At 68.2% G+C, this 21,939-nt stretch carries 25 protein-coding genes; 14 read left to right on the top strand and 11 right to left on the bottom strand.

All coding sequences use genetic code 11. The features are described 5' to 3' along the window. Positions 1-110 precede the first annotated feature (110 nt). Positions 111-653, bottom strand: a complete 543-nt coding sequence (locus tag ACIG5A_RS33700) for a YceI family protein (protein WP_397247565.1) — start codon at positions 651-653, stop codon at positions 111-113. A gap of 102 nt (positions 654-755) precedes the next feature. Between ACIG5A_RS33700 and ACIG5A_RS33695 the strand changes: the two genes are divergently transcribed. Continuing rightward, positions 756-1,595 (top strand): helix-turn-helix transcriptional regulator, encoded by an 840-nt coding sequence (locus ACIG5A_RS33695; RefSeq protein ID WP_397247563.1) that lies wholly within the window; start codon positions 756-758, stop codon positions 1,593-1,595. Positions 1,596-1,605: 10 nt separating this feature from the next. On the opposite strand, the gene ACIG5A_RS33690 is transcribed toward ACIG5A_RS33695, so the two are convergent. From ACIG5A_RS33690 to ACIG5A_RS33680, 3 genes are read right to left on the bottom strand one after another with little or no spacing between them, the layout of a single operon-like run. Continuing rightward, the gene (locus tag ACIG5A_RS33690; protein ID WP_397247561.1) at positions 1,606-2,283 is read right to left on the bottom strand and encodes a ferritin-like fold-containing protein; all 678 of its coding nucleotides are present in this window, start codon (positions 2,281-2,283) and stop codon (positions 1,606-1,608) included. 56 nt (positions 2,284-2,339) lie between these two features. After that, the gene (locus ACIG5A_RS33685) at positions 2,340-3,422 is read right to left on the bottom strand and encodes an alpha/beta hydrolase (RefSeq protein ID WP_397247559.1); all 1,083 of its coding nucleotides are present in this window, start codon (positions 3,420-3,422) and stop codon (positions 2,340-2,342) included. 55 nt (positions 3,423-3,477) lie between these two features. Further along, entirely contained in the window at positions 3,478-4,335 is an 858-nt protein-coding gene (locus ACIG5A_RS33680) for a hypothetical protein (protein WP_397247557.1), read from the bottom strand. A gap of 379 nt (positions 4,336-4,714) precedes the next feature. Here ACIG5A_RS33680 and ACIG5A_RS33675 point away from each other — a divergent pair, with 379 nt between their 5' ends. The 5 genes from ACIG5A_RS33675 to ACIG5A_RS33655 all read left to right on the top strand — a co-directional run bounded on the left by ACIG5A_RS33675 (position 4,715) and on the right by ACIG5A_RS33655 (position 9,847). Further along, complete coding sequence (locus ACIG5A_RS33675) at positions 4,715-6,439, top strand: DEAD/DEAH box helicase (RefSeq protein WP_397247555.1); 1,725 nt, start codon at positions 4,715-4,717, stop codon at positions 6,437-6,439. Positions 6,440-6,467: 28 nt separating this feature from the next. After that, positions 6,468-7,700 carry a hypothetical protein gene (locus ACIG5A_RS33670; protein WP_397247553.1) on the top strand — a complete coding sequence of 411 codons (1,233 nt, stop codon included), beginning with the start codon at positions 6,468-6,470 and terminating at the stop codon, positions 7,698-7,700. Positions 7,701-7,938: 238 nt separating this feature from the next. Further along, a complete protein-coding gene (locus ACIG5A_RS33665) occupies positions 7,939-8,616 on the top strand; it encodes an acid phosphatase (protein ID WP_397247551.1) in 678 nt (225 codons plus the stop codon). Next, positions 8,613-9,104, top strand: coding sequence for a GNAT family N-acetyltransferase (locus ACIG5A_RS33660; protein WP_397247549.1), 492 nt, complete (start codon positions 8,613-8,615; stop codon positions 9,102-9,104). The genes ACIG5A_RS33665 and ACIG5A_RS33660 overlap by 4 nt, the downstream gene beginning before the upstream one ends. A 47-nt stretch (positions 9,105-9,151) precedes the next feature. Further along, positions 9,152-9,847, top strand: coding sequence for an endonuclease V (locus ACIG5A_RS33655; protein ID WP_397247547.1), 696 nt, complete (start codon positions 9,152-9,154; stop codon positions 9,845-9,847). Here ACIG5A_RS33655 and ACIG5A_RS33650 read toward each other — a convergent pair. Further along, a complete protein-coding gene (locus tag ACIG5A_RS33650) occupies positions 9,844-10,290 on the bottom strand; it encodes a hypothetical protein (protein WP_397247545.1) in 447 nt (148 codons plus the stop codon). The two genes, ACIG5A_RS33655 and ACIG5A_RS33650, sit on opposite strands and share 4 nt — an antisense overlap. Before the next feature lie 40 nt (positions 10,291-10,330). On the opposite strand from ACIG5A_RS33650, the gene ACIG5A_RS33645 reads away from it, so the two are divergent. Beyond that, positions 10,331-11,275, top strand: a complete 945-nt coding sequence (locus ACIG5A_RS33645; RefSeq protein ID WP_397247543.1) for a diacylglycerol/lipid kinase family protein — start codon at positions 10,331-10,333, stop codon at positions 11,273-11,275. 251 nt (positions 11,276-11,526) lie between these two features. Beyond that, on the top strand, positions 11,527-11,781 hold the full coding sequence (locus ACIG5A_RS33640) for a WhiB family transcriptional regulator (RefSeq protein WP_011211115.1): 255 nt from the start codon (positions 11,527-11,529) through the stop codon (positions 11,779-11,781). A 148-nt stretch (positions 11,782-11,929) separates the two neighbouring features. On the opposite strand, the gene ACIG5A_RS33635 is transcribed toward ACIG5A_RS33640, so the two are convergent. After that, positions 11,930-13,444, bottom strand: a complete 1,515-nt coding sequence (locus tag ACIG5A_RS33635; RefSeq protein WP_397247541.1) for a sensor histidine kinase — start codon at positions 13,442-13,444, stop codon at positions 11,930-11,932. A 26-nt stretch (positions 13,445-13,470) separates the two neighbouring features. Continuing rightward, the gene (locus ACIG5A_RS33630) at positions 13,471-13,686 is read right to left on the bottom strand and encodes a biotin/lipoyl-binding carrier protein (protein WP_397247539.1); all 216 of its coding nucleotides are present in this window, start codon (positions 13,684-13,686) and stop codon (positions 13,471-13,473) included. Between the two features lie 113 nt (positions 13,687-13,799). On the opposite strand from ACIG5A_RS33630, the gene ACIG5A_RS33625 reads away from it, so the two are divergent. Next, complete coding sequence (locus ACIG5A_RS33625) at positions 13,800-13,874, top strand: 50S ribosomal protein bL37 (RefSeq protein ID WP_022597109.1); 75 nt, start codon at positions 13,800-13,802, stop codon at positions 13,872-13,874. Between the two features lie 71 nt (positions 13,875-13,945). Here ACIG5A_RS33625 and rsrA read toward each other — a convergent pair whose 3' ends face one another. Both rsrA and ACIG5A_RS33615 read right to left on the bottom strand, forming a co-directional pair. Next, a complete protein-coding gene (gene rsrA / locus ACIG5A_RS33620) occupies positions 13,946-14,227 on the bottom strand; it encodes a mycothiol system anti-sigma-R factor (protein ID WP_397247537.1) in 282 nt (93 codons plus the stop codon). Beyond that, on the bottom strand, positions 14,224-14,862 hold the full coding sequence (locus ACIG5A_RS33615; protein WP_397247535.1) for a sigma-70 family RNA polymerase sigma factor: 639 nt from the start codon (positions 14,860-14,862) through the stop codon (positions 14,224-14,226). Before ACIG5A_RS33615 ends, rsrA begins: the two co-directional genes overlap by 4 nt. Before the next feature lie 444 nt (positions 14,863-15,306). On the opposite strand from ACIG5A_RS33615, the gene ybaK reads away from it, so the two are divergent. Beyond that, complete coding sequence (gene ybaK / locus ACIG5A_RS33610) at positions 15,307-15,801, top strand: Cys-tRNA(Pro) deacylase (protein ID WP_397247533.1); 495 nt, start codon at positions 15,307-15,309, stop codon at positions 15,799-15,801. A gap of 143 nt (positions 15,802-15,944) precedes the next feature. Further along, on the top strand, positions 15,945-16,262 hold the full coding sequence (locus ACIG5A_RS33605) for a hypothetical protein (protein WP_397247531.1): 318 nt from the start codon (positions 15,945-15,947) through the stop codon (positions 16,260-16,262). Positions 16,263-16,289: 27 nt separating this feature from the next. Here ACIG5A_RS33605 and ACIG5A_RS33600 read toward each other — a convergent pair whose 3' ends face one another. Beyond that, complete coding sequence (locus ACIG5A_RS33600; protein ID WP_397247529.1) at positions 16,290-17,084, bottom strand: SOS response-associated peptidase; 795 nt, start codon at positions 17,082-17,084, stop codon at positions 16,290-16,292. 241 nt (positions 17,085-17,325) lie between these two features. Here ACIG5A_RS33600 and ACIG5A_RS33595 point away from each other — a divergent pair, with 241 nt between their 5' ends. The 3 genes from ACIG5A_RS33595 (at position 17,326) to rsgA (ending at position 21,263) form a co-directional block, all read left to right on the top strand. Continuing rightward, the gene (locus tag ACIG5A_RS33595; RefSeq protein ID WP_397247527.1) at positions 17,326-18,834 is read left to right on the top strand and encodes an aldehyde dehydrogenase family protein; all 1,509 of its coding nucleotides are present in this window, start codon (positions 17,326-17,328) and stop codon (positions 18,832-18,834) included. Positions 18,835-18,984: 150 nt separating this feature from the next. Then, positions 18,985-20,265: a 3-phosphoshikimate 1-carboxyvinyltransferase gene (gene aroA / locus ACIG5A_RS33590; protein ID WP_397247525.1), complete on the top strand. Its 1,281-nt coding sequence runs from the start codon at positions 18,985-18,987 to the stop codon at positions 20,263-20,265. Beyond that, positions 20,262-21,263, top strand: coding sequence for a ribosome small subunit-dependent GTPase A (gene rsgA, locus ACIG5A_RS33585; RefSeq protein WP_397248001.1), 1,002 nt, complete (start codon positions 20,262-20,264; stop codon positions 21,261-21,263). The genes aroA and rsgA overlap by 4 nt, the downstream gene beginning before the upstream one ends. Positions 21,264-21,320: 57 nt before the next feature. Here rsgA and ACIG5A_RS33580 read toward each other — a convergent pair whose 3' ends face one another. Next, positions 21,321-21,650, bottom strand: coding sequence for a transglycosylase family protein (locus ACIG5A_RS33580; protein WP_397247523.1), 330 nt, complete (start codon positions 21,648-21,650; stop codon positions 21,321-21,323). Between the last annotated feature and the right edge of the window lie 289 nt (positions 21,651-21,939).

Here is a 21,939-nt window from a genome sequence, read left to right as displayed (position 1 = left end):
CTAGAGTCCTGTGCTGTCGAAACCAAGGCTAATCGAGTACGACAACCGAACAGCAGTTGGTGTCTGCGCTCTCAGCGAACGCCACCCCCACTCGCGAGGCGACGGGACGGCTACTTCGGTTCGATCAGCTGGATCTCGAGTTCGACCTTGACCGCGTCGCTCAGCATGCCCGGTACCGGGCCGCCGACGCCGAAGTCGGTGCGCTTGATGGTGCCGGTGGCCGAGAAGCCGGCGTGGCGGCTGTCGCCGAACTCCTGCACGCCGCCCCATTCGACCTCGAGGGTGACCGGCTTCGTGATGCCGCCGAGGGTGGCCTCGCCCTCGACCGTGAACTCCTCGGCGATCAGCACCGGCCCGGTGGCGCGGAAGGTGAGGGTCGGGCGGTTGGCGACGTCGAGGAAGTCGGCGTTGCGCACGTGCGCGTCGCGGTCGGCGTTGCCGGAGTCGAACGAGTCGAGGTGGATGGTGGCGCCGAGGGTGGCGAATCCGGCCTCGTCGACCACGAATTCGGTGTCGAACTTGGTGAAGCCCGCGCGCACCTTGGCGATGCCGAGGTGGCGGATGGTGAAGCCGACCGAGGAGTGGGCCGTATCGAGTGCCCACGGGCCCGGCTTGAGAGCGGTTGCGGCGGTGGTGGATTCCGATGTCGTCATGCCGACAACGATGCGTGGCCGGAAAGCGCCTAACCAGACCGCCGTTATCCTGGACCCGCCAGTGCCAGGATAAGCGGACCGAAGTCCGGCATGATGGGTCCTATGGCTCGATCGGCATTCGCGGAATTCCTGGTGACGCGGCGCGCGGAACTGCGCCCCGCCGATGTCGGCCTGCCCGAGGGCGGCCGCCGCCGCACGCCCGGCCTGCGCCGGGAAGAGGTCGCCGTGCTCGCCGGTCTCAGCGCCGACTACCTGGCTCGCTTGGAGCAGGGCCGGGACCGGAATCCGTCGCCCTCGGTGATCAACGCGCTCGCCGAGGCGCTGCGGCTCGAGGGCCCGGAGCGCCACCACTTCGGCTGGCTCGCGCTCAACAACTGCAACGACAGCGGGCAGTGCCCCGGCAGCGAGGGCGCCGAGCGGGAGATTCCGGAGCGGGTGAGCGCCGTGCTGCGCGCGCTGGCGCCGACACCGGCCTTCGTGATCGGCAGGCAGCTGGACATCCTGGGCTGGAACGCCGCGTGGGAGGAATTCGCGACTCCGCTCGGCCTGCTCGACAATTCGACGCACGCCAACCTGGCCTGGTTCACCTTCGCCCACCCCTCGGCGCATCGCGTCTGGCGCAACTGGTCCGAGGCGGCCGATATCTTCGTCGCGGCGCTGCGCCGGTCCACCATGCGCTGGCCGGGCGACGATCGGATCGTCGAGTTCGTCGAAACCCTGCGCGCCCACCCGGAATTCGCCGAACGGTGGGCCAGGCAGCGCGCCGGCGCGCACCCCAACGGCACACTGCGCATCGACCATCCCGCAGGCGGCACGGTCGAGGTGCCGTTCGAAACCCTGGATTCCAGCGGCGATCACAGCATCGTCGTCTGGCTCACCGATCAGGCGCAGGCCCGCACACCCGAACTGCGGCTTGTCACGGACCGCGCCGTCAACGACTGAATGCCAGCACTCAAATACCCAGTACCGCCATGCGTTCCGCGTGGCTGGCCTGCATGCGCTCGAACAGCTCGGCGATGCCGTTGAGGTCACCGGTCGCCGAGAGCACCAGCTCGGTGAGCTCGTCGCGCTGCGCCATCACGTACTGCGCCTGGGTGATCGCCTCGCCGAGCAGCCGCCTGCCCCACAGGGTCAGCCGGTCACGTTCGGAGCGGCTCGCCTCGACCGCGCGGCGCACCTCGTCGACCACGAATTCGGAGTGGCTGGTCTCGGCGAGCACATCGCGGACCACGTCGGCGACCTCGGGCGGCAGCGCGCCCGCGATCTCGGTATAGAAGTCGGCGGCGATGCCGTCACCGACATAGAACTTCACCATCGACTCGAGCCAGGTCGAGGGGTCGGTGGAGGCGTGGTAGGCGTCGAGCGCCCGCACGAACGGCGCCATCGCGTCGAAGATGTCGACGCCGCGCTCGGCCAGCGCGGCCTCGAGCGTCCTGAAGTGTTCCATCTCGGCGGCCGCCATTTTCGCGACCGCGACCTTGCCGCGCAGCGTCGGCGACAGCTTGGCCTCCTCGGCCAGCCGGTAGAACGCGGAGATCTCACCGTAGGCGAGCACCGCGAACAGATCGGTCACCCCGACGGGTGAGTCGGTGGACGAAACACCTAGCGCGGCAGATGACTGTGCTCCCATGGCTGCATAGCCTAGTCGCGGTTCGGGCCGCGCGACTCGGCCATCCCCGGACAACATCAGGCGAGTTCGCCGAGGAACTTGTCGAGGTAGGTCCATGTGCTGTCGCGAGCGCCCGGACCGGCCAGAATCCCCAGGTGACTGCCGGGCGCGGTCTCGTAGCGGACCAATTCCGCACCGGTGAGCGTGCGGGTGCCCGCCGCGACCGCGGCCGCCGCGGTGATCATGTCGTCGGGTCCGCCGACGAGCAGCACCGGCGCGCTCACGTGTGCGAGCTCGATGCGCCGCGCACCGAGTCGCAGCCCGCCGCGGCCGATGTCGTTGTGCCGCATGAAACGTCCCCACAGCTGGTTGTAGAAGCGGCCGGGGTAGCCGGGCATCTCGGCCATGAAACGGTCGATGGTCTCCATCTTGGCCAGCGCCTCGGTGCTGGTGATATTGCTGGCGACGAACCACGGCCTGGTCAGCTCGCGGTCCCATGCGGTCAGCTTGTAGCCGAACCGGGTGAGCGAGGCGGGCACACCGCCCGCGGCGCGCACGGCGGTCGACATACCAAGTCCGCCGGTCACTTTGGCGACCGCGCGCAGCTGCTTGATACCGGTCATCTCGTCGTAGTCCAGCGGCGCGCCGACGGCGGTGACGGAGCGGATCGGCAGGTGCGCGTGCGCGGCGGCGGTGAGCAGCGCCAGGGTGCCGCCGATCGACCAGCCGACCAGATCGACCGCGCGGCCGCCGCGATCGGCGGAGGTGCGCAGGATCGCCTCGGGCAGGATGTCGTCGATCCAGTCCTCGAATCCCATCCGCCGGTCGGCGAAGGTGATCTCGCCGTAGTCGACGAGGTAGGGGCTGCGGCCGGTGTCGAGCAGGAACCTGGCCACGCTCTGGTCGGGCCGCAGGTCGAAGCAGGTCGCGGGGGCGGCGAGCGGCGGGACGAGCAGCACCGGCGGGCCGGAGCCCAGCGACCCGGGAAAAGGCACCGCGGTGTCGCTGTCCGCCGGGGCGGGTTCGAATCGGCGCAGCAGCCGATGCGGTTCGTCCCACAGCACCGTCGACGGGGTCGGCTCAGGCGCCTCGACGCCCGGGCCGAAGGTCAGGGCCCAGGCGTTGCGCGCGGCGGTGGTCACGGTTTCGGCGATCGTCACACCGATGAATCTCTCACATCCGGTACCGCCGGTAACAGGCAAGTCCGGCCATGACTCATTCCCGGCCCATGCCGATCGGCGTGATCGGCGGCATCACCGTGTCGAAGACGGTCTTCACCAGCGGCGCAAGCGAAGTCAGCAATTCGGCGACGGCATCGGAGGACAGCGCCGACAGCGCGCCGTGCCACGCGGCATCGTCGGTGCTCGCCTCGACCCGCTCGAGCAGCTCGCCGCCGCTGCCGGTCAGCACCGGGCTGACCGGCTCCCCCTTGACCAGGCCTCGCGCGCGCAGCTCGTCGAGCGCGTCCGCCCACTCCCGCTCGGACAGCCCGCGCGCGGTACGCATCACCGAGGCGGGCATCTTGCCCGCCGCCACCTGCATCACCATCGCCAGCCGCCCGGTCAGCCCGTGCGTCACCAGCGCGGCCACATGTCCGTCGCCGCGATGCTCACGCAGCGAGGTCGCGAGCTGCCACAGCCGCGCCACCGGATCCTCGGGCAGCGGCAGCGCGTTGTTCGCCGCGAATAACGGCCTGCCGGTCGCATCGGCCGCGCGGTACGCCGGAAGCAGCAGAGCGACCGCCCTGGCGCACTGCGCCTCCTTCGCGCCCGCGGCGCGCAGCAGGGCGGCGGACAGCTCGACGCGCGCTTCGAGACACTTGTCCGGATCGGTACGTACCCAGGCGTCGGGCAGCGCCTTGGCGATCATGTCGGGGTGGAATCCGGCGAAGGTGGCAAGCACCGTGCCCGCGCTCACCGCGCCCATCGGCGCTGCCCGAAATGCGAAGTATGTCTGCCAGTAGCCCCGCAGGCCGAGCGCGACCCCGCGCTCCTTCACCCCCTCCCCGAAATAGACCACATCGTGCAGGGGTTCGAGGGTCGTCCAGATTCGACGCGCCGGATGAATTGCCATGTGCCGCAGCGTACGTCGACCCGCGACTGGGGGAAACCGGTCTTTTGCGGCGAATTCACCCGGGCGGCAATTCGAGCCGTGCACAATATCACGCTACAATCACTCCCGACAACGGAAATTTACGCACCTTCGAAGGTTTCCGCTGCCATGGAAAATGTGCGCGCACCAGATCCGCGTCACCCATGCGCCGCGCCGAGGTATCCCGAGATAGCTGCCGTATCGACGGCACCCGGGACCGGCTGTGGCCTGGCGGTGAGCATCACAGGCGGATACGTGGTCGTCGCGGGCCGACCGGTCCGCCCCACGCCTCGTGCGCGCGTGACGCGATGACGAGGAAGGCACGAACCTGAGCAAGATCACTGTCGAACAGGAACCAGGCTTGGCGGACACACTGCTGACGGCCGAACTGGACGAAACGCATACCGCCCCGACATTCGCCGAATTAGGCGTTCGCGACGAAATCGTGCGCGCGCTCGGCGAGATGGGCATCGAACGTACTTTCGCAATTCAGGAACTCACCCTGCCGCTGGCACTGGCCGGCGAAGATCTCATCGGCCAGGCGCGCACCGGTATGGGGAAGACCTTCGGTTTCGGCGTGCCGCTGCTGCACCGGATCGCCACCGCCGAATCCGGCACCACTCCACTCGACGGCACCCCGCGCGCGCTGGTGATCGTGCCGACCCGTGAGCTGTGCATCCAGGTCACCCAGGACCTGGAGAACGCGGGCAAGTACCTGAAGAACCACCAGGGCGCGCTCAAAGTCGCCTCCATCTACGGCGGCCGCCCCTACGAGGCGCAGATCGAGGCGCTGCGCAAGGGCGTCGACGTCGTGGTCGGCACGCCGGGCCGCCTGCTCGATCTGGCCAACCAGAACCACCTGATCCTCGGCAAGATCGGCGTGCTCGTCCTGGACGAGGCCGACGAAATGCTTGACCTCGGCTTCCTGCCCGATATCGAGCGCGTGCTCGGCATGGTGCCCGACAAGCGCCAGACGATGCTGTTCTCGGCGACCATGCCCGGCCCGATCATCACGCTGGCCCGCACCTTCCTGACCCGCCCGACGCATATCCGCGCCGAGGAGCCGCACGATTCCGCGGTGCACGACCGCACGGCCCAGTTCGTCTACCGCGCACACGCGCTGGACAAGAGCGAGCTGATCGCCAAGATCCTGCAGGCCGAGAACCGCGGCGCCACCATGATCTTCACCAGGACCAAGCGCACCGCGCAGAAGGTGGCCGACGAACTGGCCGAGCGCGGGTTCGCGGTCGGCGCCGTGCACGGCGACCTGGGCCAGATCGCCCGGGAGAAGGCGCTGGCGAAGTTCCGCAAGGGCACCATCGACGTGCTCGTCGCCACCGACGTCGCGGCGCGCGGCATCGATATCGACGACGTCACCCACGTCGTCAACTACCAGTGCCCGGAGGACGAGAAGACCTACGTGCACCGCATCGGCCGCACCGGCCGGGCCGGGCGCACCGGCGTCGCGGTGACGCTGATCGACTGGGACGAACTGAACCGCTGGGCCGCCATCGACAAGGCGCTCGGTCTCGGCATCCCCGAGCCGGTCGAGACGTATTCGCGGTCGCCGCACCTGTTTTCGGATCTCGGCATCCCCGAGGGCGCGACCGGCGTCGTGCGCAAGCCGAAGCCGGAGCGCGATCCGGACGCGGTGGTCGAGGAGCGGCCCGCGCGCACACCGCGCAAGCGCAACCGCAGGCGGACCAGGGCCGGTCAGCCGATCGACGGTGAATCGAACGGCACCGAGTCCAACGGCACCGACGTGGTCGACGACGACACCGCCGACATTGTCGATGCCGCAGCCGACGAGACCGGTGACAAGCCGGCCAGGCGCAGGCGCAGCAGGCGGCGCAAGCCCGCGGGCGACGCCGCCGAGAACGGCACGGCCGAGGCCGGGCACGATGCGGCCGAGAACGGCGTCGCGACCACGGCCAACGGCTCGGCGGACAACGCCGAGGGCGAGACCGAGCCGGCGGAGGGATCGACCCGCCGTCGGCGGCGCAGGCGCAAGCCGGCCGGGGAGAACGCGGTGACCGGCGACGACGCGACGACCGAGGTGATCACCGCAACCACCGCGTCGGTCTGAGTTCGCCGGATCCGCTACTCTCGCAATCGTGCTCGCACCCGAGCGGCGAACGCGCGCCGACATCATCTCCGCGGTAGTGATCGCCGTGCTCGTGGTGGTCGCGGCGATCGTGGTGTGGGCGCGCGGCGATGCGAGCGGCACCGAGTCGGTGACCGCGAGTCATCCCGCGCCGGTGCCGACCTCGACGGATCAGCTGCCCGGCGCGCTGCGCCCGCTGTGGCAGGCGCCCGACGCCGCGGCCGCACGCGCGCTGGTGGCCGGCGGCGTCGCGGTCACCGGTGACGACGGTTCGGTGGTCGGCCGCGATCCGCGCACCGGTGAGCAGCTGTGGCTGTACAAGCGGGATATGCCGCTGTGCGGGGTGGAATCGCAGTTCGGCACGGTGATCGCGGTGTACCGGGATCAGCGCGGCTGCAGCCAGGCCACCTTGCTCGCCGAGGACGGTGCGCGGCGCACCGCGCGCAGCAGCTATATGGATATGACCGTCCGGCTGTCTGTTGATGGCACCTATGTGCTCGCGCTCGGCCCGAAGCGGCTGGAGATGTGGCGCTCGGATCTGGTGCGCACGCTGGAGTACGGCTATGTCGACGCGCCGGTGAACACGAAAACCCAACCGCGCCATGACTGCAAGCTGCTCTCGGCGAGTTCCAGCTCGACCAGGCTCGCGGTGCTCGAGCGCTGCCCCGAGGACCCGTCCGATCGGCTGAGCGTGCTCAATCCGGCGCCGAAGGACAATACGGTGCCCGAGGAATTCAGCTCCCACGTGCTCACCGGCCCCGGCGCGGATTCACCCGAAACCAGGGTGATCGCGGTGTCCGACAACAGGATCGCGGTGTACCTGCCCGGCGCGCCCGCCGCACCCGGCGGCGCACCGACCCCGCCGCGCCTATCCATCTCCGACGCATCCGGCAATCCCGTTGTCGTACACGATCTTCCGGCACCGCTGACCGACGGCGCCACCGCGATCCGGCTCGGCAACGCCTACTTCCTGTTCACCGGCAACAGCGTGATCGCCTTGAGCGCAACCACATTGGAGCCACTCTGGACCGCGCCCGGCGCACTCGGCACCCCCGCCCTCATGGCGGGCCGCGTACTGGTGCCGGTGCGCGACGGCCTCGCCGCCCTCGACCCGGGTACCGGGGTCGAACAAACCCGCATCCCGGTGCAGCGCCCCGACTTCGACGGCAGCCCGATCTCACTGGCCGTCCTCGGCCCCACCATCCTCGAGCGCCGCGCGGGCATCCTGTACGCCCTCGGATGAATTACCGGCGGGCGGGAACTCGCCACAAGAGGCAACCGCTCACGGTTCATCACAACCAGACAACTGATTTCGCGAGTACATCGGTAACTCGCCGGGGACCGGCTAACCCATCCGGCACCCAACCGCCGGACGCCGACGCAACCGGATTCGCACTCGAGTCTGGCTCGAGGTCGCGGGGAGGCGGGGGAGCTCACCCCGGTCCGGTGCCGCGTGGGGTGGGTGGCCCATGATGGATGACATGTCCGAACTCGACGATGCACGCCTATCAGGCACAGCCGGCGAAGCCGTCGACAGCCTGCGCACGGCCGGAGCGAAGGCGGAGGTACGCCTAGTCCTGCTGCGGCACGGCGAAACCGCCTGGTCGACCGCGCGGCGGCATACCGGACGCACCGATCTGCCACTCACCGAACTGGGCGAGGAACAGGCAAGGGGCGCAGGAAAATTGCTCGCCGCGCTGAAGTTGCGCGATCCGCTGGTGCTGACCAGCCCGCGTGAGCGCGCCATCCGTACCGCCGCGCTCGCCGGACTATCCGACACCGTCGTGGACGACGATCTGGCCGAATGGGATTACGGCGACTACGAGGGCTTGACCACCACACAGATCCGCGAGACCGCGCCGGACTGGACCATCTGGACCGGCGAGGTCCCCGGTGGCGAATCCGCCGCCGAGGTACAGGCCAGGGCGGACCGGGTGCTGGCCTCGGTCGTCCCCGCGCTGCCGGGCCGCGATACTGTCCTGGTCGGGCACGGCCACTTCTCCCGGGCGTTGATCGCCAGGTGGGCCGAGCTCGATGTCCGGGAAGGGCGCCGCTTCGCCATGTCGACCGGCGCGATCACCGTGCTCGGCTACGAACATGACGTGCGGACCGTCCTGGCGCACAACCTCGTACCGAACATCGATGGAGTATCACTGTGACCGAGACCGGCACCATCCGCCGCGCCACCGCCGCCGACGTTCCCGCACTGGTCGACCTCGTCTACGACCTCGCGGAGTACGAAAAGGCGCGCCACGAATGCACACTCACCGCCGAGCAGCTGCACACCGCGCTGTTCGGTCCGACCCCGAAGGTCTTCGCGCACGTGGTCGAGCAGGACGGCGAGCTGGTCGGCTGCGCCATCTGGTTCCTGAACTTCTCCACCTGGGAGGGCGTGCACGGCATCTTCCTGGAGGACCTGTACGTCAAGCCGTCCGCGCGCGGCAAGGGCTACGGCAAGACGCTGCTCGCGGCCCTCGCGCGGGAGGCGGTCGACAACGGCTACGCCCGCCTCGACTGGTCGGTACTCACCTGGAATACGCCGTCGATCGACTTCTACGAATCGCTCGACGCCGTCAGCCAGGAGAAGTGGCGCGGCTACCGCCTCAGCGGCGAACCGCTGGCCGCACTCGCCAAAGAAGCGCAGTAGCGACCACCGGGCCGTTCTCGCCGCATCGCACGTAATGTGTTCCAGCGATGAAAGTTTCGAGACCGGCCCGCTGGCCCGCCGACGCGGATGAGGCCATCGCCGTACAGGACCGACTCCGCCCGCTGGTCGATCCGATCAATCCGGGCCCGCCGGAGTTCCGCACCGTCGCCGGGCTCGATTCCGCCTACGCCGAGACCGGTGAAGTGGCCACCGCGGTCGTCGTCTTGGACACCGCCACAGCCGAACTCGTCGATTCCTCGGTCGCCTACGGCACCGTCGACTTCCCCTACATCCCCGGACTGCTCGCCTTCCGCGAACTACCGACCACCGTCGACGCGCTCGAAAAGCTTTCCACCACACCGGATCTGCTGATCTGCGACGGCCACGGCCTTGCCCATCCCAGGCTGTTCGGCCTCGCCTGCCATCTCGGCGTGCTGACCGGGCTGCCGACGATCGGCGTCGCCAAGAACGTCTGGGGTGAGCACACCGAGCCCGCCGCCGAACGCGGCGCCACCGCGGACGTCACCATCGACGGCAGGGTCGTCGGCCGGGTACTGCGCACCCGCACCGGGGTGAAGCCCGTCTTCGTCTCGGTCGGCCATCGCATCGATCTCGACACCGCCTGCGCGCAGGTGCTCACGCTGACCCCGAATTACCGTCAGCCCGAGACCACCCGGCTGGCCGATCAGCGCTGCCGCGCGGCGCTGCGCGAACATCTCGCCGGCCGATCAGCGACTGCCTAGCTACTGGCCGATGGCTCCTCCGGCTCGGCGCCGCCGTAGCCCTGCGCGAGCCAGCGCGTCGAGGCGGGCACGAACAGCAGCACGAGCGCGCCGACGACAACGACGCCGAGCAGCCCGCCGTAGACCGGCTGCTTCGAATCGGTCAGCAGCGACCACGTCACCGGGAGCAGCAGCAGCTGCGCGATCACCGCGATGGCCCGCCCCCACCGGCGGCCGAGGAACAGCGCGATACCCGCGGCGAGCACGGCGCCGCCGAGTATCCCGAAGTACACCGCGTTGCCGTAGCCGCTCACCGCGCTCTCCTCGTGTCCGAGCAGCTGGCGCACGGCGAAATAGATCGCCGCGATCACCGCGGCGGCGCCCTCCAGCGCCACCAACCCGCCCGCGGCACGCACCGTCACGGGCACGCCTTCGGAAACCTCACCCCGGTCGCTCGCATCCACGCGCCAAGCCTACGACGCCGGGCAGATTAGGCTGCCAAGCGTGCGGACGCTGCTGATCGTGAATCCCAATGCCACCTCGACGACACCGGCGACCCGGGATCTGCTCGCGCACGCACTGGAGAGCCGCACTCAGTTGACCGTCGCGCATACCCAGCATCGCGGCCACGCCGCGGAATTGGCCCAGTGGGCATCGACCAACGAGATGGACCTGATCGTCGTGCACGGAGGCGATGGGACGGTCAACGAGACCATCAACGGCTTCCTGCCGCTGCCCGAGTTGAACGACGGCCAGGCCTGGCTGCCCCGGCTCGGCGTGATCCCCGGCGGCTCGGCGAATGTGTTCGCCCGCGCGCTCGGCATCTCCCCCGACCCGGTCACGGCAACCAACCAGCTCATCGATCTGCTCACCCTCGATCGGGACCGCCGCATCGGCCTCGGCCTCGCCGACGACCGGTGGTTCACCTTCAGCGCGGGCGTCGGGCTCGACGCGGATGTGTGCGAGGCGATCGACGCCAGCCGCGCCGACGGGTACACCGCGACGCCGGGCCGCTACGTTCGCACAACCGTTCGCCAATTCTTCCGCGCCAAACGCAACGCGCCGAGCGTCCGGATCGAGATACCCGGACACGAGCCGGTGACCGACGCGCATTACGCCTTCGTAACGAACACCACCCCGTGGACCTACCTGAACGCGACACCGGTGCACACCAACCCCGGCACCAGGTTCGAAGGCGGCCTCGGCGTGTTCGCCGTGCGCTCCATGTCGGTGCTGCCGACGCTGCTGCTCGCCAGGCAACTGCTGGCGGCCAACGGAGATCCCAAGTCCCGCAATTTGTTTCGTGAGGACGATGTGCCGTCGGTGCGGATCGAGACCAAGGAACCGATCGGCCTGCAAATCGACGGGGACTTTATCGGGAAGCGCAACGTGGTGGATTTCACCAGCGTGCCCGGCGTACTCGATGTGGTGGCTCCGCAGCCCGCTTGAGCGCGAAACGCCGCGAAAAAACTCCGGGTTGTGCTGCGAAAGCCGGGTAGAGCGAGTACAAAGGACCGGGCAGGTTCCCATGCCGGGACCCAGTGAGCGTGAGCTTCCCCACGGTGCACCGCAAACCTATTGACATCTACGGTGTTCGTGAAAGCATTCACAAGCAACCGTGCGGAAACATTCGAGTCGCACAAGTGAACGATCCACAAACCGTAGGCGCCCTTTGTGGCGCCCAGCAAAGGAGCAGAGGAATGGACTGGCGCCACAAGGCCATCTGTCGCGACGAGGACCCCGAGCTGTTCTTCCCGGTGGGTAACAGTGGTCCTGCGCTCGCGCAGATTGCCGATGCCAAGCTGGTCTGCGCTCGCTGCCCCGTTACCGCCGACTGCCTGTCCTGGGCCCTGAAGTCCGGACAGGATGCCGGCGTGTGGGGTGGTATGAGCGAGGACGAGCGACGGGCGCTCAAGCGTCGCAACGCCCGCACCCGCACCCGCACCGTCGTCTAACCGACGATCGGCATTTACCGGACCATTCAGCCCGGCCCGGTAAACGCATTTCGGCCCGGCACCTGTAGGTGCCGGGCTTTATTGTGTGTTGAATCGTGTCGCCGCGGAATGGCTTCCGGCATTGAATGCGACGAATGCGACAGGGTCGCTAACGGCCCGAGCGACGCCCCAATGGGACACGCAGCACCGCGTCCGTACCGATATCGGCGCCGGGATGCAGACCGATGGAACCGCCGAGTTCGGCGGTCACCAGTGTGCGAACGATCTGCAGCCCCAATCGATCCGAGGATTCGAGGCTGAAACCCGGTGGGAGACCGCGTCCGTCGTCGCTGATGATCACATCGAGCCAGCGCGCCGAACGCTCCGAGCGGATCGTCACGGTGCCCTGTTCGCCGGAATCGAAGGCGTGCTCGATAGCGTTCTGCACCAATTCGGTCAGCACCATCACCAGCGGGGTCGCGCGTTCGGCGGAGAAGACGCCGAGCGAGCCCGCTCTGCGCACCTTGATCCGCGCGGTGTGCACGGTGGCGACGTCGGCCATGATCGGCAGCAGCCGGTCGACGACCTCGTCCAGATCGACCTCTTCGTCCACCGACATCGACAGCATCTCGTGCACCGACGCGATCGAGGTGACCCTTCGCACCGACTCGGTGAGCGCGACCTGCGCCTCCTCGTTCTCGGTGCGGCGCGCCTGCAGGCGCAGCAGCGCGGCGACGGTCTGCAGGTTGTTCTTCACCCGGTGGTGGATCTCGCGAATGGTCGCGTCCTTGGACAGCAGGGCACGGTCGCGCCGCTTCACCTCGGTGACATCGCGCACGAGCACCGCCGCACCCGCGAGTTCGCCGTGCGGGCGCAGCACCAGGGTGCGCAGCAGCACGGTCGCGCCGCGCGCCTCGACCTCCATCCTGCGGCCGGTGCGCCCGGCCAGCGCGGCCTGGATATCGCCGACGACCTCCTGCGCGTCGAACGGGTCGGTGATCAGCGAGCGGGTGGTGACGGCCAGGTCCTGGCCGGCCAGATCGCTCTGCAGGCCCATCCGGTGATAGGCGGACAGCGCGTTCGGGCTGGCGTAGACGACGTTGCCCTCGGTGTCCAGGCGGATGAAACCGTCGCCAGCGCGCGGGCTGGAGTGCGTCGCGGCACGGTCCTCGGTGGTCGGGAAGGTGCCGTCGGCGATCATCTGGCACAGATCGTCGGCGCAGGCCACGTAGGCGATCTCCAGGCTGCTGCGCACCCGGGAGCGCTGCACGTCGGTATCGCGGCTGAGCACCGCGATCACGTCGTCGCCGCAGCGCACCGGGATGGCCTCGCGGATCGCGTGCACCGGATGCGGATGGTAGACGCCAGAGGCCTCGACATCGCTGTCCGAGCGCACGATCTTGCCGGTCAGCAGCGCGTCGAACACCTGGGGGTGATCGGCCTGCATGGCCGTGGTGCCGACCCGGTCCTCCAGGTGCACGGTCGCCGCGGTGGTCGGGCGGCACTGCGCGACGCAGACGATATCCGCACCATCCGCGACGGGACCGGCGCCGACCCACAGCGTCAGATCCGCGAAGGACAGATCCGCGAGCAGTTGCCAGTCACCGACCACTCGCTGCAGATGGTCCACGGCGACGCCGGGTAGGTCGGTGTGTTCGGCAAGTAGCTCGCTGAGAGTCGCCACGTTCGTTCTACCGCTTCAGTTTTCGCTCAGGAGATGACGGCGATGAGATCGCCCTGCTGTAGTACCTGGCCGGGCGCGACGGCGATCGAGGTGACCTCGCCGCTGACCTCGCTGATCACCGGGATCTCCATCTTCATCGATTCGAGGAGCACCAGAGTCTGATCGACGTCCACCTTCTCGCCGACCGCGACCTCCACGGTCAGCACCGTGGACACCATCTCCGCGCGCACTTCCTCAGCCATGACACCCCGTTCACTAGGTCTGTTCCGGCGGCCGCGCGGCCGCGCCTGTATCCGCTGCAGCTACAGCCAACCACACATGAAACAATGGCCTTCAATCAGAAGGGAGCCTACTCATGGGTAAGCGTGGTCGTAAGAAGCGCAGCCGCAAGGGCAACGCGGCAAACCACGGCAAGCGTCCCAACGCCTGACCGTAGCCACAAACGACAAACACCGAGCGGCCGAAGTACCAGCCGCTCGGTGTTTTTCGTTGTGCTGCTTGTTAGTCGGTGGTCTCGATGCGCGTCACCGTCACCGACTTGCGGATCTCCAGCGTCAGCCGGTCACGCAGCGACTCCGGTGCCCGGTCACCGCCGCACTTGCGGCTGAGCAGGCCCTTGATCTTCTCCTCGATGCCGTACGCCTCGATGCAGGGCGAGCAGTGGTCCATATGCTCCTGCAACCGGGCTCGGGTGGCCTCGTCGCACTCGTTGTCGAGCAACAGCCACACGTCGGCAAGGACTGCGGTGCAGTCCAACTCCATATCGGGGTCACGCTCGGTCACTGCTTAACCTCCTGGCGTTCCGCCCCGTTACGGTTGAACCCACGCTCGCGCGCCACGTCGGCGAGCAGCCCCTTCAGTTGCTTGCGGCCGCGATGCAGCCGGGACATCACCGTACCGATGGGAGTGCCCATGATGTCGGCGATTTCCTTGTACGGAAAGCCCTCGACATCGGCGTAGTACACGGCCATGCGGAATTCCTCGGGAAGTTCCTGCAGCGCCGCCTTGATGTCGTCGTCCGGCAGCGCGTCCAGCGCCTCGACCTCGGCCGACCGCAGACCCGTCGAGGTGTGCTCCGCGGTGGCGGCGAGCTGCCAGTCGGTGATCTCGTCGGTCGGGTACTGCGCGGGCTGACGCTGCTTCTTGCGGTAGGAGTTGATGTAGGTGTTGGTCAGGATCCGATAGAGCCAGGCGCGCAGGTTGGTGCCCTCCTTGAAGGACTTGAACCCCTGGAACGCCTTGACGTAGGTCTCCTGGACCAGGTCCTCGGCATCGGCCGGATTCCTGGTCATCCGCAGCGCGGCACCGTACAGCTGGTCGAGCATCGGGAGCGCGTCCCGCTCGAACCGCTGCGCCAGCTCGGTATCGTCGACCGCGGTGCCGACCTCATCGGTCACCACCTCTTCGTCGCTCGTCACACCTGTCCCTTCGATCGCCGTACCTGCCAAATCTACCGGCAAGGCGAATTCGAAGGGCAATCGCGCATCCCTCAGCGATACGGGACGCTCCTCGAGCAGAACGGGCACCGACCTCTCCTTCACGTCGATCACGGGGTGCGCACTTGTCTCCGCAAACAACATCGGTGATCGGCGGTGTGTTCCCGCCCGGCGCGAGCGTCAGGCCCGAAGGCGGCAGCGAAGCGTGACCACGCAGGGCCAGGGAGCGCCGCAGATCAGGCACAGCGCGAGCGTCAGGCCCGAAGGCGGTAGCGAAGCGTGACCACGCAGGGCCAGGGAGCGCCGCAGATCAGGCACGGCGCGAGCGTCAGGCCCGAAGGCGGCAGCGAAGCGTGCAGGAACAGCGACGCTCCAGCATCGAAAACCCGTTGCGCGGCGGGCGGGTCGCGACATTAGGGTGACCGCATGGCAGGAGCCTCCACACCGGCGATCAGCGCGTTGACGAAGGCGGGCGTCGCCCATCGCGTGCACTCCTATAAGCACGATCCGCGCAGCGATTCCTACGGCACCGAGGCGGTCGACGCGCTCGCGGGCGAGCTCGGCATCGTCGCGGCGCAGGTGTTCAAGACGCTGGTGATCGAGCTCGGCTCGGGCGCGCTCGCGGTGGCGGTGCTGCCGGTGCCGAATTCGTTGTCGCTCAAGGCCGCTGCCGCCGCGCTGGGCGCCGCGAAGGCGAGCATGGCGGACAAGACGAAGGCCGAGCGCACCACCGGCTACGTCCTCGGCGGCATCTCCCCGCTCGGCCAGCGCAAACCGCTGCCGACCGTGGTCGACGCCTCGGCGCTCGGCTGGGATCGCGTGCTGTGCAGCGCGGGGCGGCGCGGGCTCGAGATCGAGCTGGCGCCGGATGATCTTGTTCGGCTGACCTCGGCGATTACCGCCCCTGTGGTGTCGGGCTAGGCATACCTCCGCATTCGCTCCGGCCGTGCGCGGTCTATCGACGGACTTCGTCCGACAGCGCCGGTTTCTTGCACCGGATTTCCGCTGTTCTGTGCGTTACTGGTGGGGCCAGATTTTCGTCTGACCAGAGGATGTGATGCGAAATGTCCGCGCGTCAACGTGTCGTCGCCCTGATGGGGACGCTGGTCCTAGCCTTCGGACCGGTGGCACTGCAGGCACCGATGGCCGCCGCCAACCCCGATATCCCGTCGGCCACCCAGATCAACGACTTCCCATTCGACGGGAAGGGCCTCGACGACACACCGAGTCAGCCACCGAACGGCAAGCCGAAGCCCGATGAGAGGGGCGACAAGGCCGAGAAGCTCGGCGGCGGCGTTGTCACCAAGGTGATCGACCTGGTTGCCGGTATCACCAAGTGCGCGTTGAACATTGCCAGCCCCAGTGTGAAGTGCCAGCTCTGAGTTCTCTTGTCGGCGGGCCGGGTGCGATCACAACAAGCTGATCTGCCCGGCCTGTTCCGTGTCGTCCACCCGCGCGAGCAGTTCGGGCCCGTTGTTCTTGACGCTGTTGACCAGCGCGGGCACCGGGCGCGCCACGATGTTCGCGACCGAGGCCGCGGTCGGCGTCTCCAACAGTTCGGCGGGCGCCGGATGGTCCGGATCGAGCCAGGCGGCCCAGTGCTCGCGCGGCATCGGCAGCGGCATCCGGTCGTGGATGCGGGTCAGGTCGCCGACCGAATCGGTGGTCAGGATGGTGCACGACAGGAGCGGCCGACTCTCCTCTTGCGAGCGGTCGCGCCAGACCGACCAGAGTCCGGCCATATACAACCGGGACCCGTCGGCGTCGGCCATGTAATACGGCTGCTTGATCACCTTGCCCTTGGCGTCGACGACATCCGGCTCGACCAGCCACTCGTACCAGCCGTCCATCGGCACCAGGCAGCGCTTGTACTTGACCGCGTCGCGGAACGACGCGGTGGTGGCCGCCTTGTCGGCGCGGGCGTTGAACAGCGGTTTGCCCTTCACCGGTACGCCCGGTTCGGCGGCTTTCGTCCATACCGGGATCAGGCCCCAGCGCATCCGGCGCAGCCGCAGGCGCGGATCGTCGTCGGGGCTGCCGTGCTCGTGCCGCTCGACGACGGTCAGCACCCGGTTCGTCGGTGCGACGTTATAGTTGGCGAAACCGGCAGTGCGCGTGTCATTTTCACTGCCGGTCTCATCGATCGCGTCCAGTTCGACGGCGAGCCTGCCCGGGTCGGTGGTAGTCGCATATCGTCCGCACATATCTCGATACTTCCATCGGACACCGACAAAACCGAGGACAATTACCGATAGTGGGTGACCAGATGAGAGTTTTGACCTAGCATTCTCTCATGTTGGGCGGTTCCCGTCCCGCTTTCTGCGTGCGCACCCACCGGCCACGCGGCACGAACGACAGGCCCGGAGGCGGCAGCGCAGCGTAACCACGCAGGGCCCGTGAGCGCCGCAATTGAGCACAGCGAATTGGCAAGAGGAGAGATCCACCGTGACATCCACCCAAACCACACCTACCGACCAGAGCACCACGCTGAAATCGGTCGACCCGGCGACGGGCGAGGTCATCGCGACCTACCCCATCGCCGATGTGGACGCGGTGCGCGCGGCCGTCGCCAAGGCCCGCACCGCCGCAGCCACCTGGGGCGCGCTCGATTACGACCGGCGCCGCGAACACCTGCTGCGCTGGAAGAGCAGGCTGGTCGCCGAATCCGAGGACTTCTGCGCGCTGATCCACCGGGAGAACGGCAAGCCGCTCGACGACGCCTTCCTCGAGCTGATGCTCGCCATCGAGCACATCTCCTGGGCGGCCAAGAACGCCAAGAAGCTGCTGGCCCCCAAGAAGGTCGCACCCGGCATGTTCATGGCGAACTTCGCCGCGCGCATCGAGCAGCGCCCGCTCGGCGTCGTCGGGATCATCGGCCCGTGGAACTACCCCGTCTACACCCCCAACGGCTCCATCGCCTACGCGCTCGCCGCGGGCAACACCGTGGTGTTCAAGCCGAGCGAATTCTCCACCGGCATCGGCAACTTCCTGGCCGAGGCGTTCCAGAAGGCGAATCCCGAACTGCCCGAAGGCGTATTCGTCTCGATCAACGGCTACGGCGCGACCGGTGCCGCGCTGGTGCAGTCGGGCGTGGACAAGATCGCGTTCACCGGCTCCACCGCGACCGGTAAGAAGATCATGGCCGCCGCGGCCGAGAACCTGACCCCGGTGCTGCTGGAATGCGGCGGCAAGGACGCGGTGATCGTCGCCGCCGATGGTGACGTGAAGGCCGCCGCCGACGCGGTCGCCTGGGGCGCGACCGCCAACAGCGGCCAGACCTGCGCGGGCGTCGAGCGGGTGTACGTGGACAAGTCGGTGAGCGCGGCGTTCGTCGCCGAGGTCAAGCGCATCCTCACCGAGATCAAGCCGGGCTCGGGCAGCGATGCCAGCTACGGGCCGATGACCATGCCGAGCCAGATCGACATCGTCAAGCGGCACATCGAGGACGCGCTGAAGAACGGCGGCACCGCGGTGCTCGGCGGCGTCGAGTCGGTGAAGGGCGCGTTCATCGATCCCGTCGTACTCGTCGACGTGGACGAGAACTCCGAGGCCGTGCAGGAGGAGACCTTCGGCCCGACCGTCACCATCCGCACCGTGAACAGCACCGACGAGGCGGTCGAGCTGGCCAACGCGAACAAGTACGGCCTGTCCTCGGCGGTGTACTCGAAGAAGAACGGCCTCGACATCGCGCGCAGGCTGCGGGTCGGCGCCACCTCGGTCAACTCGGTGCTGGCCTTCGCCGCGATCCCCGGCCTGCCGTTCGGCGGCGTCGGCGATTCCGGCATCGGCCGCATCCACGGCGAGCCCGGCCTGCGCGAATTCGTCCGCCCGCATTCGATCGCGGTGCAGCGCTTCGCGATTCCTGGTATGGCGCTGCTCAGCTACACCCGCACCGATTCCACGATGAAGCTGCTGCGCAAGCTCGTTCCGGTGCTGCACGGACGGAACAAGTAGGTCGTCGCCACTCGTACCGGACCGGTCGGTCCGGTACGAGCCTGGGCGAGTTACCAGAAACACCGCCACCTCCCCGTGACCGCGCCCGAATTCGGTCGCAGTTCGGCGACCGCTCGTGTGTCTTATGGGGCTATACGCGAAGATGGACGCGTGACTTTCTGGCCAGCGCCCCATGTCGATGTCCCCGTCCGCGCTACCGTGACCCTGCCGGGGTCCAAGTCCATCACCAACCGCGCATTGATCTTGGCCGCGCTGGCCGACGGGCCCTCCACCCTCACCGGTGCGCTGCGCAGTCGCGATACGAACCTGATGATTGCGGCGCTGCGGGCCATGGGCACGAGCATCGAGGGTGACGGCGACAGCCTGACCGTCACACCCGCGCCACTGCGCGGCGGCAGCGTCGACTGCGGGCTCGCGGGCACGATCATGCGCTTCCTGCCGCCCGCGGCGACGCTGGCCACCGGCGAGGTGGCGTTCGACGGCGACGAGCAGGCCAGGGTTCGCCCGCTCGGCACCATCCTCGACGCACTGCGCGGGCTCGGCGCCGAGATCGACGGCAATTCACTGCCGTTCACCGTGCGCGGCACCGGCTCGCTGCGCGGCGGGCACATCACCATCGACGCCTCGGGCTCCTCGCAGTTCGTCTCCGGACTGCTGCTGTCGGCCGCCCGCTTCGACGAGGGGCTGGAACTGCGTCACGACGGCAAGGCACTGCCATCAATGCCGCATATCGAGATGACCGTGGAAATGCTGCGCCGCGCCGATGTGAAGGTGGACGCGCCCGCGGACAGCCGCAAGGCGCAGACTTGGACGGTGCGCCCCGGTCCGATCCGCGCGGTGAACTGGGAGGTCGAGCCCGACCTGTCCAACGCGACACCGTTCCTGGCCGCCGCCGCGATCACCGGCGGCGAGGTCAGCATCCCGCATTGGCCGCGCCTGACCACCCAGCCGGGCGACGTCATCCGGGAGATCCTGGTGCGGATGGGCGCGGAGGCCCGAATCTTCGACGGCGTGCTGACCGTGCGCGGCCCGGAACGGCTCGCCGGTATCGATATCGATCTGCACGACGTCGGCGAGCTCACCCCCACCGTTGCCGCATTGGCCGCGCTGGCCGATTCCCCGTCCTGGCTGCGCGGGATCGCGCACCTGCGCGGCCACGAAACCGACCGGCTCGCAGCGCTTTCCACCGAGATCAACCGGCTCGGCGGCAAGGTCACCGAGACCGAGGACGGCCTGGAGATCGTGCCCGCCCCGCTGCACGGCGGCCGGTGGCACTCCTACGCCGATCACCGGATGGCAACGGCCGGTGCGATTCTCGGGCTGCGGGTGCCCGGCATCGAGATCGAGGACATCGGGACAACGGCCAAAACGCTGCCCGACTTCGTCGTGCTGTGGCAGGGCATGATCGCCGGCACCGGAGCGGCGCACTGAGCCGCGGCGGCCGCTCGGCGAGCAGCTACGACGAATCCGATGTGCGGGTTCGTCCGGGTAAGAGCTCCCGCCCGCGCACGAAAACCCGTCCGCAGCACAGTGATGCGGAATCGGCCATGGTGGTCTCGGTGGACCGTGGCCGCTGGGGCTGCGTGCTCGGCGGCGATCCGGACAAGCTGATCGTCGCCATGCGGGCGCGGGAACTCGGCCGCACCCCCATCGTGGTCGGCGATCAGGTCGACGTGGTCGGCGACCTATCCGGTAAGCCCGACACACTCGCCAGGATCGTGCGGGTCGCCGAACGGTCGACGGTGTTGCGGCGCACCGCCGATGACACCGATCCGTTCGAGCGGATCGTGGTCGGCAACGCCGAGCGGCTGTTCATCGTTGTCGCCCTTGCCGATCCGCCGCCGCGCACCGGTTTCGTCGAGCGCGCCATGGTCGCCGCGTATGCCGGTGGGCTGCAACCGATTCTGTGCCTGACCAAACACGATCTGGCCGCCGAGTCCGAATTCGCTTCTGCCTTCGACGATCTCGATCTCACCATCGTCTACGGCGGTATCGCCGATCCGATCGAACCGGTCCTCGAACTGCTGACCGACCGGCTCACCGCCTTCATCGGCCACTCCGGCGTCGGCAAGTCCACCCTGGTGAACCGGCTCGTGCCCGATGCCGATCGCGCGGTCGGCGAGGTCTCCGGCGTCGGCAAGGGTAAGCACACCTCGACCCAATCGGTCGCACTCCCCCTGCCCACCGGCGGCTGGGTCATCGACACCCCTGGCGTGCGTTCCTTCGGCCTGGCCCACATCACCCCCGACGACGTCATCGCCGCATTCAGCGACCTGGCCGCCGCCATCGAGGACTGCCCGCGCGGCTGCACCCACCTCGGCCCGCCGACCGACCCGGAATGCGCCCTGGATCAGCTACCGGGCAAGGAACGCCGCGTCGCCGCCATCCGCCTGCTGCTCACCGCACTGAACACCAACGAGAACTGGTAGCCGCGGATACGCCGAAGCGCCCACCGCCGTGGTCGGCGATGGGCGCTTCGAGGTGGATCAGAGGTAGGCGCCGCAGACGGGCCAGGCGCCGGGGCCCTGGGTCGCCAGGACGTTCTCGGCGACGCGGATCTGCTCCTCGCGGCTGGCGTTGTGCGCCGAGCCGGAGCCGCCGTTGGCCTCCCAGGTGCTCTGGGTGAACTGCAGGCCGCCGTAGAAGCCGTTGCCGGTGTTGATGTTCCAGTTGCCACCGCTCTCGCACTGGGCGACGGCGTCCCAGTTGCCCGCGGCGTGCGCGGTGGCGGAAAGTCCGAAGGGGATCGCGGCGAATGCACCGACGGCGGCGGTGAAGCCGAGGAAACGCGTGCTGAACTTACGGTTCTGCGACATATGAATTCCTGCCCGCGCCCACCAACTCGGTAATTGCCCACCGCGTTCCTGCCCCCAGGTTTGTCGGGGATTCTCGGGCCATGGGGCAGGGTTTCCGGTGTTCAGCGGCCCGAGCTCTGGCCCATCGCGGGTTGCTCCGGGCCGACGACGACGGTAACGGAGAATTCGCCAGTAATCACGTCAAGGTAACGTCAGGGATAGTCTCGACTCAGAGTTGATGGCCCGATGTTTACGCAGATGACAGACAGAAATGAAGATATTCCACTCGGGCGTTATCTCTTCTTGATGT

This window comes from Nocardia sp. NPDC052566 (assembly GCF_044547285.1).
Lineage (GTDB): Bacteria > Actinomycetota > Actinomycetes > Mycobacteriales > Mycobacteriaceae > Nocardia.
Note: the sequence above shows the minus strand (reverse complement) of the source record. Positions and strands in the feature narration are given on the sequence as shown.

Coding starts and splice junctions, on each gene's coding strand:
- ACIG5A_RS33700 (WP_397247565.1), bottom strand. CDS start 653: ATGACGACATCGGAATCCACCACCGCCGCAACCGCTCTCAAGCCGGGC.
- ACIG5A_RS33695 (WP_397247563.1), top strand. CDS start 756: ATGGCTCGATCGGCATTCGCGGAATTCCTGGTGACGCGGCGCGCGGAA.
- ACIG5A_RS33690 (WP_397247561.1), bottom strand. CDS start 2,283: ATGGGAGCACAGTCATCTGCCGCGCTAGGTGTTTCGTCCACCGACTCA.
- ACIG5A_RS33680 (WP_397247557.1), bottom strand. CDS start 4,335: ATGGCAATTCATCCGGCGCGTCGAATCTGGACGACCCTCGAACCCCTG.
- ACIG5A_RS33665 (WP_397247551.1), top strand. CDS start 7,939: ATGTCCGAACTCGACGATGCACGCCTATCAGGCACAGCCGGCGAAGCC.
- ACIG5A_RS33655 (WP_397247547.1), top strand. CDS start 9,152: ATGAAAGTTTCGAGACCGGCCCGCTGGCCCGCCGACGCGGATGAGGCC.
- ACIG5A_RS33640 (WP_011211115.1), top strand. CDS start 11,527: ATGGACTGGCGCCACAAGGCCATCTGTCGCGACGAGGACCCCGAGCTG.
- ACIG5A_RS33630 (WP_397247539.1), bottom strand. CDS start 13,686: ATGGCTGAGGAAGTGCGCGCGGAGATGGTGTCCACGGTGCTGACCGTG.
- ybaK (WP_397247533.1), top strand. CDS start 15,307: ATGGCAGGAGCCTCCACACCGGCGATCAGCGCGTTGACGAAGGCGGGC.
- ACIG5A_RS33605 (WP_397247531.1), top strand. CDS start 15,945: ATGTCCGCGCGTCAACGTGTCGTCGCCCTGATGGGGACGCTGGTCCTA.
- ACIG5A_RS33600 (WP_397247529.1), bottom strand. CDS start 17,084: ATGTGCGGACGATATGCGACTACCACCGACCCGGGCAGGCTCGCCGTC.
- ACIG5A_RS33580 (WP_397247523.1), bottom strand. CDS start 21,650: ATGTCGCAGAACCGTAAGTTCAGCACGCGTTTCCTCGGCTTCACCGCC.